Below are 13,476 nucleotides of genomic sequence, written 5' to 3' on the forward strand. Positions count from 1 at the left end.
ACTCAGACGGCAGGTTCTAATTCTATCTCCTGGAAATTCACACCGACCATTTCCTCTCTTTTAGAAGACCATGAATTATACTATTCCGCTTCAACGTTACTATTCATTTCTAGTTTCTACTATATAAGGAGAGGTACCCAAAGTCAAGCACACCTCTTTAGATGACCTTTCCGCCCAGCGTATCGGTAAAATGGCCAAGAGCCCATTCATGACCTGCTGCATTGAAACTCGCTACAGCATCTTTATGTACAACAATGTCAAAACCTTTATTATAAGCATCCACAGCAGTATGGAGCACACAAATATCTGTACAAACACCTACAATATGGACTTCTTCAATACCACGTTCCCGCAATCTGATTTCCAAGTCCGTTCCTGCAAAAGCACTGTAACGTGTTTTATCGAAGTAATACACATTATCTTTATCCTTATTCTTTTCGTATACATCCGCAAGCTCCCCATATAAGTCACGGCCTCTAGTCCCAATGATATTATGAGGCGGGAAAAGTCTGGATTCAGGATGAAGTTCATCCCCCTCTTTATGGGCATCGATTGCAAATACTACATAATCATCAGAATCAATAAATTCCTTTGTCAGGGAAACGATTTTCTCCTCAATCGCTTGAGCTGGTTTACCCGCAGTCAATGAACCTGCATCATCAACAAAATCAAACGTATAATCAACATTAATCAATGCTCGTTTTACCATGATTCATCCTCCTAATTCGTCTTTTCCACTTTAATTTGGAAGGCGTCCCCATATTTCCTTTGAGAAGCGTGATAAGTAGGACCGACCATTTCGGTATAAGTAAATCCATGATTTATTGCTGTCGTAACAAACTGCTTCGCTTGCTCAACAGCCTTTTCCACAGTTGTTCCTTTTGCTAAATAAGCTGCGATAGCTGCAGAGTAGGTGCAACCCGCTCCACTTGTATTAACCGTATCGATTCGTGGTGCTTCAAATAAGGTCAGATTCTGTCCGTCGTATAACACATCAATTGCTGGTCCTTCCAGACGGCCACCTTTTACAAGAACAAATTTTGAGCCTAATTCGTATAAATCAATTGCAGCCTGCTTCAATTCCTCTACATTCGTTATCGGTCTATCATCCAGAAGGAACCTAGCTTCCGGTATATTTGGCGTGATGATGGTCGCTAATGGAATGAGCCGCTTTTTCATTGCCTCAATGGCATCTTCCTTCAATAACTTGGAATCCATTTTCCCCACCATGACAGGATCGATGACGACCGATTCGATAGTGGATTCTTTAATCAATCCCGCTACTACTTCAATTACTTCTTTAGAAAACAGCATCCCGGTCTTTAAAGCATCCATACCGACTTGCTTCATTGCTGTTTCAAATTGTGCCTCAATCGCTTCTATTGTTTGTGGATGCACATTCTTGTTCGTTTTCGGATGTCTGCCGACAATAGCTGTCACAACACTCATACCATAGACATCCAACTCTTGAAACGTTTTTAAGTCTGCTTGTATCCCTGCACTGCCACCTGCAGCAGAACCCGCGATAGTGATTACTCTTGCAGGATATTCCATATGTCAAAACTCCTTTTACTACTATAGAAGATTTAATCTAGGTGATATGCCCAGCAGGACATTTTCTGTTGATATGATGCTAGAAAATAACAAGAATAAAAAACCACGCAATCATCAACAATTGTAAAATAACTTTTGCTGCCGTACCGCTTAAGAAACCGATTAACGAGCCAATCGAGGCGCGAAATGCTTGTTTTACAGTCCGTTTCATAATCAATTCAATAAGAAAGACAGCAATAAATGGGACATAAATAATCCCGAATGGCGGTGTAATAAAGGAACCGATTATAACAGCGATTGCTGCGGCCCGCTCTCCTTCTTTACTTCCGCCAAAGCGTTTAACAAAATAACTGTTTGCAATGATATCCGAACTGACTAGAACTACAGTCAATAGTATCATTGCTATCCAAAATAATGTATTTAACTCTCCACCATCTATTCCGAAGTGATAGATGATGAAACCGAGCCAAATAAACAGGACGGATGGAATAATAGGAAACACGATTCCTATAAAACATCCTATAAATAATGCGATGATGATGATCCATAATATGATCTCCATCTATGGACACTCCATTCTTATAGACTAGCTTTCATTCTTTTTGCTGTTACGCTCTTCTTCGTCTTCTGGAAGTGGATCAACGGAATGTTTATACCCGTAACCTTTATTAATCGTTATCAACGACCCGACAACAACCATAATAATCAATACAATTGAAGCAGCAACAACTGCTACATAAGCCCCCATATTAATCCCTCTCTTGAAACTTTTTTCTTAATTTAATACTAAAGTTTTTTCATACCAATGTCTAGCTATCTTTTCTTCTCATAATAACGAATATTTGGTATTTAAGAGGAAACGGGATGATTTTGGAGGATATATTAGCATAGTCCGTTCTGAGGACTTTCATCCAACTATTTGAGGAATAAACCCATTTTATCTAGTTTAATAGAGTTTGAGTGAATGTTGAATTATCGTTACCATTAAAACAAGACTAATATGGGTACCCTTCTCGCCCAATATTTAATACGAATAAAAAGGGGAGAAAAGTTTCATAAAAATATAGGAGGTCCAATTTATTGTGAAGAAATTAGGGATATTATTACTAGGTTTTGCACTATTATTACTTGCTGCCTGCGGTTCGAACGATGAAGATGCTGATGCCGCAGAGGGTAAAAGCAAATTAGAACAACTGCGTGAAAGCGGTACGGTAACGATTGGTTTTGCCAACGAGGCACCTTATGCATATGAAGAAAATGGCGAACTAAAGGGCGCTGCTGTTGATATCGCAAAAGCAGTTTTTCAGGAGTTAGGTGTAGAAAACATGGAATCTCAGTTGGCAGACTTCAGTCAATTGATTCCTGGAGTTCAAGCGGGACAGTTTGATGTCGTAACAGCAGGTATGGCGATTCAACCAGCACGCTGCGAAAACGCGCTTTTCAGTGAACCAGAAATGCAATATGGAGAAGGATTGGTTGTTCAGGCTGGGAATCCTCACGATATACATAGCTATGAGGATATTGCAGCCAACCCAGACATAACCGTAGTTGTTATGGAAGGTGCTACGGAAATCGGTTTCTTACTTGAAGAAGGAGTAAGTGAAGATCAAATTACGACTGCAGCTGACATTCCAGCTACTTTCTCAGCAGTTCAAGCAGGTAGAGCAGATGCTACTACTGGTACAGAAATGACGGTAAAAATGGCGCTGGAATCCTTTAATTCCGATGAGTTAGAATTTGTGGAGACATTTGAACAGCCTGATATTGAAGGAGTGCCTAGTTATGGTGCTGCTGCATTCAGCTTGGAAAATGAAGAACTTAGAGATGTTTATAATGAAGTTTTAGCAAAATTAAAAGAAGATGGAACCATTGCTGAACTGTTAGAAAAAAATGGATTCAGCGAAGAGATGAATTTTGTCGGCGATGGCGAGGTAACAACAGAACAACTTTGTAATGGTGAAATTTAATTCATAAGTTTCTGTTAGAAATGAAGTAAGTGGCTAAAGGGTCCGGTTCCTCTTCCAGGGCTGGACCCTTTATTTTTTCGTAGACTCAGGATAAACATGCATATCATGGTTTGAATATTCAAAAAACGGGTAAATACCGTTAACTTGTCTCCTCGCACTTCTTCCCTATGTATCTTATCCGACTTTATTAAAATTTTATAAGGAGTGGTTATCATTAATGCAATAATGGAGGTTATTCCTCAAGTTGCAAAAGGTCTGCAAGTGACGATCACCGTCTTACTTGCATCAGCACTATTAGCTTATTTATTGGCATTTGTGGCTGGGCTCTCTAAATTATCGAATAATGTGCTCATCCGAAAAGCGACTGGTGTTTACGTGGAAATCTTCCGCGGAACCTCACTAATCGTACAATTATTCTGGCTCTACTATGCTATTCCCATGCTGTTCGGTATTCAGCTTGGAACAAACTGGTGGATTGGTGTGATTGCAATCGGATTGAACTATGGTGCTTATCTATCTGAAGTTGTCCGTTCATCGATTGTTGCGGTTGATAAAGGACAGTCTGAAGCTGCAACTGCTTTGAATATGTCGAGTTTCCAACGAATGAGGCTCATAATATTTCCACAAGCCGTACGCATGATGCTTCCTGAATTTGGTAATTATACGATTTTAATCCTTAAGAGTACATCACTCGTTTCTTTAATCGGACTGCATGATGTTCTCTATTACGGAGATATCATCCGCAGTACAAATGCTTCAGCGACACCAATTGTATATGGTGTTATTCTCGTGTTCTACTTTATTCTTGCCTTGCCATTAATTTGGATGACAAGAAAAGGAGAAGCAATCGCAAAGAAAGGGGCGGCTAGTTCATGAACACTACATATTGGAGTTGGGAGAGATTCTTCGAAGCCCTGCCTATTGTCTTAGATGGCTTATGGATGACAATATTCCTCACATTTGCCAGTTTTGCCTTTGCTCTTATCGTTGGTTTTATTTGGACACTTTTAAGAAGAATACCCATTAAGCCATTCAATTGGATTGTCACTTGGTCAATGGAATTTATCCGTTCGACACCACCGCTTGTGCAGTTATTTTTCATTTTCTTTGCATTGCCGGTTATACCTGTTATTGGGATCACTTTAAGTCCAGTACAAAGTGCAATACTTGGTCTTGGTCTTCACTACAGTACTTACATCTCTGAAATTTATCGTTCAGGAATCGATAGTGTAGGCAAGGGACAATGGGAAGCGGCCAAGGCACTGAATTTCAGCACAATGGATAAGTGGAAAAAGATTATCCTTCCTCAAGCGATTCCGCCAACCGTACCTATGCTAGGAAACTATCTAATCATTTTATTTAAGGAAGTCCCTCTAGTTTCCACCATTACGGTGTCGGAAATATTACTTTTAGCAAATACGTACGGTTCGAGAAATTTTGCTTATTTAGAACCACTTACCATTGTCGGTATCATCTTCTTAGTTTTAAGTTACGCTTCTGCTTTTCTCATTAAGAGACTTGAATTGAGGCTGAATAAGAGATTTGATAAAAATGCGCTTGCTAAAAGCTCATAAAATTGACAATATAATATGTGTTTAACATATTGCATTTACTTTTTTCCCGTGCCCTCAATTTGGTGGGAGTTTTACGAACCATATAACGTATTAAAGGAGTATGAAAAATGACGGAACCTATTGTTCAATATCGGGATGTCTATAAATCATTCGGAGATGTAAAAGTATTAAAGGGAATCAATTTGGATATTCATGCCGGAGAGAAGGTTGCCGTAATCGGTCCAAGTGGCTCCGGTAAAACGACCATTATCCGGATGTTGATGACGTTAGAGGAACCTACATCTGGTGATATTATTGTAAGCGGAGAGAATTTGTGGAAAATGGAGAAAAACGGTAAAGAAGTTCGTGCCAATGAGAAGCACTTACGCAAAGTACGCGGGGACATCGGCATGGTGTTTCAGCATTTTAATTTATTCCCCCATATGACAATTTTAGAAAACTGTATGACAGCACCGATTCATGTGAAAAAGGAAGATAAACATGAGGTCCGTGAAAGAGCAATTCAGATGCTGGAACGAGTCGGACTAGGTGACAAAATCGATAATTATCCAAGCCAACTTTCAGGTGGACAAAAGCAGCGTGTGGCAATGGCAAGAGCTGTCGTTATGCGCCCGAAGATCATGTTATTTGATGAGGTGACATCAGCCCTTGACCCTGAACTCGTCGGGGAAGTTCTTGAGGTGATCCGCGACCTTGCACAACACGAAGACATGGCAATGGTTCTCGTTACTCATGAAATGGATTTTGCTTTGGATATTGCAGATAAAGTTCTCTTTTTAGATGAAGGAGTTATTGCGGAACAAGGCTCAGCACGCGACGTCATCGAGCATTCACAAAATGAGCGGCTGCAGAGTTTCTTAAGCAGATTCCGTGCTTAATAATCGTTCGATATAAATATACCGGATGCCGATAAAAAGCTTCCGGTATTTTTATTTCTACTTATACACTTATCATAATAATGTTATTTTATTAGAGATATTAAAAGTATTATAAGAACATGAACAGGTACTAAGAAAAATTCTATTCTATTTTTGTCCTTAGGATGCTTCTATGCCATGAAGAAAGACAATTCGTTTCATTCATGTCATTTAAACCAATGTAGGAACACGAAGGAAGAATAATTCGTTCCATTCAGGTCGCTAAAACCAATCTAGAAACACGAACAGAGAATAATTAGTTCCAATCATGTCGTTAGAACCAATCTAAGTACACGAAGAAAAAATAATTCGTCACATTCATGTCGTTAAAGCCACTCTAAGTACACGAAGGAAGAATACCTCACTTCATTCATGTCGTTAGAACCAGTCTAAGTACACGAAGAAAGAATAATTCGTTCTCATTCATGTCGTTAAAGCCACTCTAAGTACACGAAGGAAGAATACCTCACCCCATTCATGTCGTTAGAACCACTCTAAGTACACGAAGAAAGAATAATTCGTTCCATACATGTCGTTAAAGCCACTCTAAGTACACGAAGGAAGAATAGCTCACTCCATTCATGTCGTTAGAACCAATCTAAGTACACGAAGAAAGAATAATTCGTCTCATTCATGTCGTTAGAGTCACTCTAAGTACACGAAGGAAGAAAAACTCACCCCATTCATGTCGTTAGAACCAATCTAAGTACTCGAAGAAAGAATAATTCGTTCCATTCAAGTCATAAGAACGGATTCTCAAAAAACACCAAAAAATGGCGCCTTCCTTAAGAAAGCGCCATTTTACTATACCTCTACATCTTCACCAATAATCCGTACTTCACGTTCAAGAGTGACTCCAAATTTATCTTTCACTGTTGCTTGGACATGTTTGATCAGGGAGATATACTCTGTTGCCGTTGCATCATCAATATTTACGATAAAGCCAGCATGCTTCTTGGAAACTTGTGCACCACCAATTTGCACTCCTTGCAAGTTGCTGTCCTGAATCAGCTTCCCTGCAAAATATCCCGGTGGACGTTTGAACACACTTCCGCAAGATGGATATTCCAATGGTTGTTTGGATTCCCTTTTTTCCGTCAAATCATCCATGACAGCCTTTATGTCCTCATATTCACCTTGCTTCAAATCAAACGTAGCTTCCAATACAATATAACCGTTATCCGGAATGTTGCTTGTACGGTAATCAAGATCTAATTCATCTGCACTCAGCGTGATAAGCTCGCCATCTTTCGTGCAGACAAGTGTACTTCTGAGAACATCTTTAATTTCACCGCCGTAAGCACCGGCATTCATATACAACGCCCCGCCTACAGAACCAGGAATACCACAAGCAAATTCTAAACCGGTAAGCCGTTCATTCAATGCAAATCTGGATGCATCAATAATTCTTGCGCCACTTTCCGCAATGACACTATCTCCATCTGCTTTTATCGCAGCCAACTTTTGCAGATTCATTACGATTCCGCGAATTCCGCCATCACGGACGATTAAATTCGAACCATTGCCGAGCAAAGTAAATTCTACATCTTCCTGATTTGCCAGCAAAACGATTTCCTGCACTTCCTGATAAGTTGAAGGAGTCACATAGTAATCGGCTTTACCGCCAAGTCGTGTGTACGTATGCTCTTTTAGAGGTTCGTCTTTCAATACATTTTCCTCCGCAGTAATCTGCGTTAGTTTATTATAAATTGGGTCATTCATTGTCAACGTATATCATCCTTTAATAAAAAATTCCATCCATTATTCACCATGGAATATCATTTCATTTTAGCTTGCTTCTATAGTTTAAGTTATTGTGCTAAATCTTGCCACAAAAAACGATAAATCAATTGATCTACCCCTGCATGTTCATGAAGTGCGCTATGTCCTAAAGTCTCATCTTCCAACATCACTTCTTTCAGTTGGCTTGATGGGACAATTTTTCTGAGTTGGGCTACACTTTCAGGAACCGCAACAGCGTCGCCTGTACTTCCAATACTAAGTACTTTCACATGTTCTGGGAAGGTGGACGTATGGAGCATTCTTAATGCAAGCGAGTCCATCTTCAAATCCTCTGCTCCTCTATCCGTATGTGTAATAAAATAATTCGGATCAAAGATACCAGCGAACGGACTGCCGATGGTCACAAGTTTCTCTACACGGGGGTATGCCTTACCATCATATTCCATGATGTACTTTAAGGACACTATCCCACCCATTGAATGTCCTACGAGATTCACCGTGTCTATTTGATACGTACTTTTAAGATTGTGCAGCACATTCGCAAGATAATTTGTCGTCTCTGCAAAACTGGTACGATTATTTTCAAAAACGACTTGAATGAATAACGGTTTACCATTACTTCGGGCCAAATGTTGTGTATGAAGGGAACCATCAGCGTTCACAAAATAAGTCATCCCTACTACCCCATATTTATACTCATTTTCAAAACGTTGGAGCATATTGCCGAAAGAATTGACGGTTCCTTTATATCCATGTACAAAGACAGTCGGTATTCCTACATATCCTTCTGACTTTGTATTTTTCGGCATCAATGAATAACCCCCCAGTCCGAGTAAAAGTAATAATGCAAAAAGACCTGTGATGATATTTCCTTTATTCATTCAAATTCACTCACCTTGCTTGTTAACCAATATGTAATGGAAGAATATTAGCCACTGCCAAATAGCAGTGGCCTATTTTCTTTTTTATTATAGCATAGCGAGACGGTACTCATCCCTGCTTCATGTGAAATTCGTAAAAAAGTCACCTTTATTATAAATTATCAATGTAATGAAACTCTGGCTTACCATCCGTAAATGTACATATATATTTAAAACCCGCTTCCTTCAAATGAGCGATGGCAAGTGGAAATTCAACTGCAAGTGTGTCCACCACATGAGAATCTGAACCTAATGTGATGATCTCTCCCCCACAATCTTTATACAACTTCAATATATCAAGACTTGGCATACCAGATTCCAAACCATAACGATAGCCAGAAGTATTCACTTCAATCCCCTTTCCTGCTGGGATGATTTCAGCAAATATTTCCTTAATAATATGATGGAAGTTATTTTTGCTTTTTTCCTTCGTATAGCGTTTCACTAAATCAAGATGGCCAAGTACACTGAATTCCTTAAAATCCCTTACACATGTCAACAGCTCCGTATAGTAAATTTCGTATGCCTCATCCACTGTTTTTCCTTCAAAGAACTCACCGAAATGCAAATCCTTTTTTTCCGTCGCATGTAAGGAACAAATGACAAAATCGAACTGTTCTTGTTCCATCATATCTTCATATCTCTGGAGGATATGTGGCTGAAGCCCAATCTCCACTCCTTTTTTAATTCGGATTTGATTACGGTATCTCTCTTGGACCTCTTTAATTTTTTTATCATAATCTTTTAGATCAAATTCAAATATCCAATCTTTATCCGGGTAATCATAGTCAATATGGTCAGTAAAACAGATTTCCTTTAATCCCAATTCAATTGCTCTTTCAACTGTTTTCTCCATCGGCGTTTCACAATCGGCCGAGAAATTACTGTGCATATGGTAATCAAACATGCTGCTCTCTCCTTTGTCTTATCTTTCGGCTATTAATCTAGCTTTTCATAAAATTTCGTGAAGAAATCATTTGACTTTATAATCTATCATAATTATTATAATACTATATAACTTTAATTAGATGAAGTGATAAAGTGATAAATCAATAAAGTTTTTTGGAGGGAGAATAAGAAATGCGGAACGGTATCGAGAAATCCAGTAATCGAGCGGTCATGAATTACAAAATTAAGAACCAGCTCATCCATAAATTGAAAAGCCGTTTTTCAACATATGGTTATGAACAAGTACATACCCCAACTTTTGAAGATTATGATATGTATAATTCCATCCAGCAAACAGTGAATAAAGATGAAATGATTAAAGTAATTGATAGATCTGGGAAAGTCCTCGTGCTTCGGCCAGATGGAACGATTCCGATGACACGTTTGACAGTTACTGACCGGGAAATCAATGGAAGTGAGCAAAGGCTCTTCTATGTTTTTAATGTATACCGCCATCCGAATGGTGAAAGCACAGAAAAAGAAAGTACCCAGGCTGGTGTGGAATTGTTCGGAAATAAAAAGCCGGAAGCCGATGCTGAAGTTATCGCACTCGCCGTTCATACGTTGAAAGAGATTGGGTTCAACAATTTTAAAATCGAAATTGGTCACGCAGGGTTTTTCAAGGAATTGATTGAACAGGCAAACTTATCACCGCAAGACCTGCAACAACTTCAGGAACTGATTCAATCCAAAAATATGGTTGAGATGGAGCCCTTTTTAACTAAGCTTGATTTACCTTCTGAAATACAAGAAGCACTTTATGCCATTCCACTTCTTTACGGCAGTCCGTCAGCAGTATTGGAAGAGACAAAGTCTATTATCCAAAATGAACGGATGCAACATATCCTGGATAATTTGCTGGCTGTCATAGAGGTTCTTGAAGATTATGATGTGCTGGACTTTATTACGTTGAATCTTGGGCTAATCAATAACATGGATTATTACACGGATGTTATTTTCCAAGGCTTCGTCGAAAATATCGGAAAACCTGTCCTAATGGGCGGACGTTATGATCAATTGGGCAAACAATTCGGTAAAGATATGCCTGCCATTGGGTTTGCCTATGAAGTTGATGACTTACTTGAAGCAATAAATCAACATAAACTTACCGATGTTAGAAACGAACCTGCTCCATTAACACTTTACTATGTAGCGAAACAAAGGCGTAAAGCATTGGAAGCAGCTCAATCTTTAAGAGAGCAAGAGTATAGAGTGATTACAAAACAACTCGAAATTGGAACTGCTGAAGCTGGAATCCTTTTTCTAGAAGATAAAAATGTACTAATAGATGAGACGGAACAGACTTTCGAAACAACGGAAGAATTGATTCGATTAGTTGAAAAAGGGGGGGCCTAAAATGGAGAAGCTTACGATTGCATTAGCGAAAGGACGACCAGCTAAACATACCATTGAAACGTTGGAGAAAGCCGGCATGCATTTTATTGACTTTCACGCAGATAGCCGAAAACTTGTTTTCTTTAATGAAGAACGAACGATTAAATTAATCTTCGTAAAAGCTGTCGACGTTCCGACTTATGTAGAAAGAGGGGCAGCAGACATAGGCATCGTCGGAAAAGATAATATTCTTGAATCCCGAGCCGATGTCTATGAGCTGCTCGATTTGAAAATTGGTAAATGTAAATTCTCTGTTGCCGGATTTCCTGATTACACGGCAGATTCCAACCAAACGTTAACCGTTGCCACAAAGTATCCTAACGTAGCGAAGAAGTATTTTTCAAATGTTGGCCAGTCCATTGAAATCGTCAAATTGAATGGTTCTGTTGAATTGGCGCCACTCATCGGGCTTGCCGATGTCATCGTCGATATTGTGGAAACCGGTAGTACATTGAAGGAAAACGGCTTGGTGGTTTTGGAAGATATCGAGTACATTAGTACCCGCCTCATTGTAAATAAAGCTAGTTTTGCAACTAAATCAACGGAAGTAAAAGACTTCATTGACCAACTAAAAAATGCATTGGAGTGACCAGCATGAGAATAATTACTGCAGAAGAATATATCGCAGAATGGAATAATTCTACCAGCGCAGAAGAAAATGACGCTGCCCTGGACGATGCAGTTCTCGGGATTATCCGTAAAGTACGAGAAAAGCAGGATAAAGCACTATATGAATATACGAAACAATTCGACGGGGTGACCCTCGATGATTTAGTTGTTTCTGAAAAAGAATTTCGTGAGGCAAAGCAATTCACAACTCCAGAATTCCTTACCGCTTTGAAGCAAGCAGCAAAAAATATCCGTGCCTATCATAACGAACAGAAGGAGAAATCTTGGCTAGTTGAACAAGACAATGGAATAATGCTTGGCCAAAAGATTACCCCTATTGATCGTGTTGGTGTCTATGTTCCGGGCGGAAAAGCCGGCTACCCTTCCACCGTTTTAATGACAGTGATCCCTGCGCAACTGGCTGGAGTAAAGGAGATTGTAATTACTACCCCGCCTGGTAAAGATGGAAAAGTAAACCCTTATGTGCTGCTTGCCGCTGAGCTTTTAGGAATCAAAAAGATTTATAAGATAGGCGGAGCACAAGCGATCGCAGCGCTTGCCTACGGAACAGAAACGGTAAAAAAGGTAGATAAAATTGTCGGTCCCGGCAATGCTTATGTTGCTCGAGCCAAAAAGTGGGTATATGGCACAGTCGGCATCGATATGATTGCTGGTCCAAGTGAGATTTGTATTATTGCTGACGAGAAAGCAAACCCACGATATGTAGCTGCTGACCTTTTATCTCAAGCGGAGCATGATGAATCTGCCCGAGCGATTTGTATTACTACGAGCGAACAACTTGCAGACTCTATCCAGGAAGAGATCGTTTTACAGACTAGTAGACTGGAACGAAAGGAAATCATTGATGCTTCCATCGAGGCAAACGGCAGAATAATCATCGTAGACAGCCTGGAGTCAGCAGCTCAAGTGGCCTATATTATCGCAGCGGAGCATCTGGAATTGATGGTCGAGCATCCAACGGAGCTTTTACCTCAGATTAAACATGCTGGAGCAATTTTCCTAGGAAGCTATTCACCTGAACCGTTGGGAGATTACTTTGCCGGGCCAAACCATACGCTGCCAACAAGTGGTACAGCAAGGTTCGCCTCAGGGCTTGGTGTCTATGACTTCTTGAAGAAATCAACGATCATCAGTTACCCGAGACAAGCATTGGAAGATGTCAGCGATCAAATTATTACACTAGCAAACGTAGAAGGCTTGACTGCCCACGCAAATGCTATTCAAATCAGAAAGGATGATCAGGATGCGTAGTTATTCAATTGCCAGAGATACTGCGGAAACAAAGATCAAGTTAGACCTTAATATAGATGGTACCGGACAAGGTGATTTTAATACAGGTATCGGTTTTTTCGATCATATGTTAACACTGATGACAAAGCATGGCTTGTTTGACTTAAAGGTGAAATGTGACGGCGACCTCGAGGTGGATCAACATCACTCTGTCGAAGATATTGGAATTGCTCTCGGTCAAGCTTTCCGGGAAGCTTTAGGAACAAAAGAAGGCATTACGAGATATGCATCGGTCACTTCTCCGATGGATGAGGCGTTGGTCAACGTATCCCTCGATATTAGCGGCCGCTCTTTCCTTGTATATAATGTGGAAGGATTAAAAGACAAAGTCGGTGATTTCGATACTGAGCTTGTCGAAGAGTTCTTCCAAGCGTTTGCAAGCAATGCAAAAATCACTCTTCACATTAATCTCGCATATGGCAGAAACAGCCATCATATGATTGAAGCAATTTTTAAAGGCTTCGGAAGAGCATTAGACCAAGCAACAATAATTAATTCAAGAATCAAAGGTGTTCCGTCTACAAAAGGCGTCCTATAA

15 protein-coding genes and 1 other annotated feature (1 of these 16 running past the window's edge) are annotated in these 13,476 nt (G+C 39.8%); of the genes, 8 read left to right on the plus strand and 7 right to left on the minus strand.

Features of this window, described 5'->3' with window-relative positions; translation table 11 throughout:
* Positions 1–103: a binding site (T-box leader), on the minus strand (it extends 122 nt beyond the left edge of the window).
* Between the two features lie 54 nt (positions 104–157).
* From M3210_RS09360 to ytzI, 4 genes are all read right to left on the minus strand, one after another.
* A complete protein-coding gene (locus M3210_RS09360) occupies positions 158–709 on the minus strand; it encodes a cysteine hydrolase family protein (protein WP_251513715.1) in 552 nt (183 codons plus the stop codon).
* Positions 710–720: 11 nt separating this feature from the next.
* Positions 721–1,554 carry a bifunctional hydroxymethylpyrimidine kinase/phosphomethylpyrimidine kinase gene (thiD, locus tag M3210_RS09365; protein ID WP_251513718.1) on the minus strand — a complete coding sequence of 278 codons (834 nt, stop codon included), beginning with the start codon at positions 1,552–1,554 and terminating at the stop codon, positions 721–723.
* Positions 1,555–1,633: 79 nt separating this feature from the next.
* Entirely contained in the window at positions 1,634–2,116 is a 483-nt protein-coding gene (locus M3210_RS09370) for a DUF456 domain-containing protein (protein ID WP_251513721.1), read from the minus strand.
* A 24-nt stretch (positions 2,117–2,140) separates the two neighbouring features.
* A complete protein-coding gene (gene ytzI / locus M3210_RS09375) occupies positions 2,141–2,302 on the minus strand; it encodes a YtzI protein (protein WP_251513723.1) in 162 nt (53 codons plus the stop codon).
* A gap of 334 nt (positions 2,303–2,636) precedes the next feature.
* On the opposite strand from ytzI, the gene ehuB reads away from it, so the two are divergent.
* The 4 genes from ehuB to ehuA all read left to right on the plus strand — a co-directional run bounded on the left by ehuB (position 2,637) and on the right by ehuA (position 5,973).
* On the plus strand, positions 2,637–3,521 hold the full coding sequence (gene ehuB / locus M3210_RS09380; RefSeq protein WP_251513725.1) for an ectoine/hydroxyectoine ABC transporter substrate-binding protein EhuB: 885 nt from the start codon (positions 2,637–2,639) through the stop codon (positions 3,519–3,521).
* Between the two features lie 225 nt (positions 3,522–3,746).
* Positions 3,747–4,397, plus strand: coding sequence for an amino acid ABC transporter permease (locus M3210_RS09385; RefSeq protein ID WP_285853692.1), 651 nt, complete (start codon positions 3,747–3,749; stop codon positions 4,395–4,397).
* Complete coding sequence (gene ehuD / locus M3210_RS09390) at positions 4,394–5,095, plus strand: ectoine/hydroxyectoine ABC transporter permease subunit EhuD (RefSeq protein WP_251513727.1); 702 nt, start codon at positions 4,394–4,396, stop codon at positions 5,093–5,095. The genes M3210_RS09385 and ehuD overlap by 4 nt, the downstream gene beginning before the upstream one ends.
* A gap of 107 nt (positions 5,096–5,202) precedes the next feature.
* Positions 5,203–5,973 (plus strand): ectoine/hydroxyectoine ABC transporter ATP-binding protein EhuA, encoded by a 771-nt coding sequence (ehuA, locus tag M3210_RS09395; protein WP_251513729.1) that lies wholly within the window; start codon positions 5,203–5,205, stop codon positions 5,971–5,973.
* Between the two features lie 843 nt (positions 5,974–6,816).
* Here the strand turns inward: ehuA and murB are convergent.
* The 3 genes from murB to M3210_RS09410 all read right to left on the minus strand — a co-directional run bounded on the left by murB (position 6,817) and on the right by M3210_RS09410 (position 9,582).
* On the minus strand, positions 6,817–7,734 hold the full coding sequence (murB, locus tag M3210_RS09400; protein ID WP_432806983.1) for a UDP-N-acetylmuramate dehydrogenase: 918 nt from the start codon (positions 7,732–7,734) through the stop codon (positions 6,817–6,819).
* A gap of 89 nt (positions 7,735–7,823) precedes the next feature.
* Positions 7,824–8,636 (minus strand): alpha/beta fold hydrolase, encoded by an 813-nt coding sequence (locus M3210_RS09405; protein WP_251513733.1) that lies wholly within the window; start codon positions 8,634–8,636, stop codon positions 7,824–7,826.
* A gap of 151 nt (positions 8,637–8,787) precedes the next feature.
* Positions 8,788–9,582 (minus strand): histidinol-phosphatase HisJ family protein, encoded by a 795-nt coding sequence (locus tag M3210_RS09410; protein WP_251513736.1) that lies wholly within the window; start codon positions 9,580–9,582, stop codon positions 8,788–8,790.
* Between the two features lie 173 nt (positions 9,583–9,755).
* On the opposite strand from M3210_RS09410, the gene hisZ reads away from it, so the two are divergent.
* From hisZ to hisB, 4 genes are read left to right on the plus strand one after another with little or no spacing between them, the layout of a single operon-like run.
* Positions 9,756–10,979, plus strand: coding sequence for an ATP phosphoribosyltransferase regulatory subunit (gene hisZ / locus M3210_RS09415; protein ID WP_251513739.1), 1,224 nt, complete (start codon positions 9,756–9,758; stop codon positions 10,977–10,979).
* Between the two features lies 1 nt (position 10,980).
* A complete protein-coding gene (gene hisG, locus M3210_RS09420; RefSeq protein WP_251513741.1) occupies positions 10,981–11,607 on the plus strand; it encodes an ATP phosphoribosyltransferase in 627 nt (208 codons plus the stop codon).
* A gap of 5 nt (positions 11,608–11,612) precedes the next feature.
* Positions 11,613–12,899: a histidinol dehydrogenase gene (gene hisD / locus M3210_RS09425; protein WP_251513743.1), complete on the plus strand. Its 1,287-nt coding sequence runs from the start codon at positions 11,613–11,615 to the stop codon at positions 12,897–12,899.
* Complete coding sequence (gene hisB / locus M3210_RS09430) at positions 12,892–13,476, plus strand: imidazoleglycerol-phosphate dehydratase HisB (protein WP_251513745.1); 585 nt, start codon at positions 12,892–12,894, stop codon at positions 13,474–13,476. Before hisD ends, hisB begins: the two co-directional genes overlap by 8 nt.

Origin of the sequence: Oceanobacillus luteolus (genome assembly GCF_023715655.1) — a bacterium.
Classification (GTDB): Bacteria; Bacillota; Bacilli; order Bacillales; family Amphibacillaceae; genus Oceanobacillus; species Oceanobacillus luteolus.